The 2,675-nt window shown below is 40.4% G+C and carries 2 protein-coding genes; both read right to left on the reverse strand.

Features of this window, described 5'->3' with window-relative positions; all coding sequences use genetic code 11:
* Nucleotides 1-703: 703 nt before the first annotated feature.
* Entirely contained in the window at nucleotides 704-1,051 is a 348-nt protein-coding gene (locus G395_RS0127070; RefSeq protein ID WP_026632863.1) for a response regulator transcription factor, read from the reverse strand.
* Nucleotides 1,051-1,176 (reverse strand): hypothetical protein, encoded by a 126-nt coding sequence (locus G395_RS32950; RefSeq protein WP_262485411.1) that lies wholly within the window; start codon nucleotides 1,174-1,176, stop codon nucleotides 1,051-1,053. Before G395_RS32950 ends, G395_RS0127070 begins: the two co-directional genes overlap by 1 nt.
* Nucleotides 1,177-2,675: the final 1,499 nt, after the last annotated feature.

Below are 2,675 nucleotides of genomic sequence, written 5' to 3' on the forward strand. Positions count from 1 at the left end.
TCATGGTCACTGTCAACAAAATGCGCCTTTTTAGTCTCATCAGACATGATTACGGTAATCTCATCTGAACTGTACCCGCGGCTAATCAAAGAGTCGTAAGCACGGTCTGCATCTTCTCTTGTTTTAAAAGCTCCGATAATTGGGCCAGCAGTGTAAGCAGCGTTCGTTAAATCAGACATGGTCAAATGAATTGGTTGATAATATGAATTGTTGACCTATGACTAATATCGTTCCAAAGCTACTTTTTGAAGTTTACCAATATGTTATTAATTTGATGAGAAGGCATTGAATAGGAGTGAAACGAGGGTATTTCAACCTTTCGGTTCTTAGAGATATATGATTTTCAAATTTTGCATGGCTAGCTGTAAGTTAGGGTCCATCATTTTTTCTCCCATGTGTTATTCTTAGCGTACACGGAAACGGTCATTTAGCTGATCGTCAAAGGATTTGCCTTTTCGCGTTTTTTCTTCTATTGGAGTATTCTATCCTGGCTTTAAGTGGATATTGACATAAGTCTTTACTTCGCTTAATGAGGCAAAGTATTTTCATCCTCGGGGACTTAGTGGCTTAGGCCATCGCCCAGTCTCTGCTCAATAAAAGCAACATCCCTATTTGCATCGGTGCGGTAATGCAGCAGTCGTAGACGGCATAAAAAGTATTACTAGTTTCCGAATCAGTTCCTGTGGGAAATTGCTGCCTTTCATCAGGCCATAGGGGCCACCTTTTTCTTGTAGGGCTTGCGGTTTTGCCTGGCAGGATTAGTAACGGCATTGATCACATGCTGGCTGGTTTTTTCACACATATAAAAGCTGCCGGAAAGAACCGTCGTGATGCATTTATCAAGCTCCCTAGATTCGTTGTCCTTGGCAATAAAGCCTGTTAGAGTATGGTTTCCAAAATGCCTTAACAGTTCAACATCAAAAACTTCATACAATACGGTCACTGGCACCTGGGGTCCTGGGGCAAGTATTTTTTCTATCAAAAATGTGGTCAGCGTAGGGCTTTCCCGGTTAAGGCCCAGAACGATAAGGTCCAGCTCAGGACCTAGCATTAGATCTTGATCGTTTCTTTGGTGTCGGCAGTTTGGTACTGGCTAGCCGGCAACAAATTTTGCAGGTAGGCCTGCACGCCCATGCATGATAGAGGTTGGAGGTCGATGATAGCGATGCTTGGCATTATTGATCTTTAATAAGAAGTTGTGTGAACACCTCATGCGCATAATTGGTGGCGCCGCCATTCCTTAAAAATTACTTTATCATTATTCAATGCCGTAAACAGGTGGGTATGGTTGGACCTGTGTATGCAGGAATGGTATTACATTGAAAGCGCCTCCAATCTAGCCTGTGTTGTTGCCAATTGCAGGATGGGCGGGATCACCATTTCCTGATGCCACCACCTTTGCCCGCACCGACGTCGAGTACCTGACTGATATTAATGCTTCATAAGTCTGTGCAGAAACCGGGTCCGGGCAAAGAGCCTAAATAGAATCGGCATGCCTAGCCTTCGTGCCCGAAGAACGTATTTGTTCTTCATAGCTTAAAAAGTTTAAGTCTAACTTTAATTGGTTATGGAGTGATTTAAATATGATCGTCGGCTTCGCATAGAATGAACCACAACCTTGAGGTAAATCTAGACGTTAGATTATGGAAGGAGAGAACAATTAATTTTGTTTATTGCAAAATAATTTTATCAATATAAATTAATTTATTCCTGAAAGATGTGGATTCCTATTTGTTGGAGGGTAATGATAATGAAAGACGGTTCGTTGAAGCGAGTCGGAAACAACAGTCAGCCGGATATGCAAAGGATACAAAGATCCTTCACAATTAACAGCTCTACTTCGTTTGCGTTGAGATATTCGGATTCAAGCACATCCAGTCATCGTAGGCACTAAACTTTTGGTTGAGCCAAGCAATCGTTTGCTCGATGGCAGATTCCCGATATTTCAATAATCAGCAGCTAACAAACCTTTTTCAATACGAAGTAACGCTCACGTAGAAATGAATGAGTGGAAAGGAATAGGTTGTTTCCTTTGGAGATGAGTAGTGTCTGATGCATCAGTGAACGGATTTGATAACAAAGGTGACATTCTTAAATCACATCAAAACAAATCATAAACAAAGTAAATCAGTGATTTATTATTGTTAGTTAAACGATCGTAAATGCCTGCAAAATTGGGTGTTACAGTATGAGTGCTATCAAACAATCGTACAATTTGGTAACGTTGAAAGTGAGGGGTTTGAAATCACTTCTTCGCTTTCAGCAGACTGGAAGGTTTTGAATAATTGGCAAAGGACAATGTTGGCGTCGACACACGATTTTGAATAATCATGATAACTCTTCAGCAAGTTGTTAATTTATGGAAGTAAATTTAAAATCTAGCCGGGAATATTTTAATGCGATCCGGTTACGCTGAAAGACAATCAAGGACTTCAACCTTGACCAAAGGCGGCAAAGCGCCCCGGAATTCAGAAAACAGTCTACTCGGTACGGATTTCCTAGGGTAGGTAGAAGATAGCACGAGGAAGTTGTACTCTTCAATTAGTATCTACTTAACATAATCTTAATTATACAACAAACCATATGTTACTGTTTTTAGTGTACACTTTAATAGTAACATCATGAATGCTAATGACTTACAAAGAAATAAAAAAAGTAGAAAGTCACTGCTTTTT

The organism is Dyadobacter alkalitolerans DSM 23607 (genome assembly GCF_000428845.1).
In the GTDB taxonomy this organism is placed as follows: Bacteria; Bacteroidota; Bacteroidia; order Cytophagales; family Spirosomataceae; genus Dyadobacter; species Dyadobacter alkalitolerans.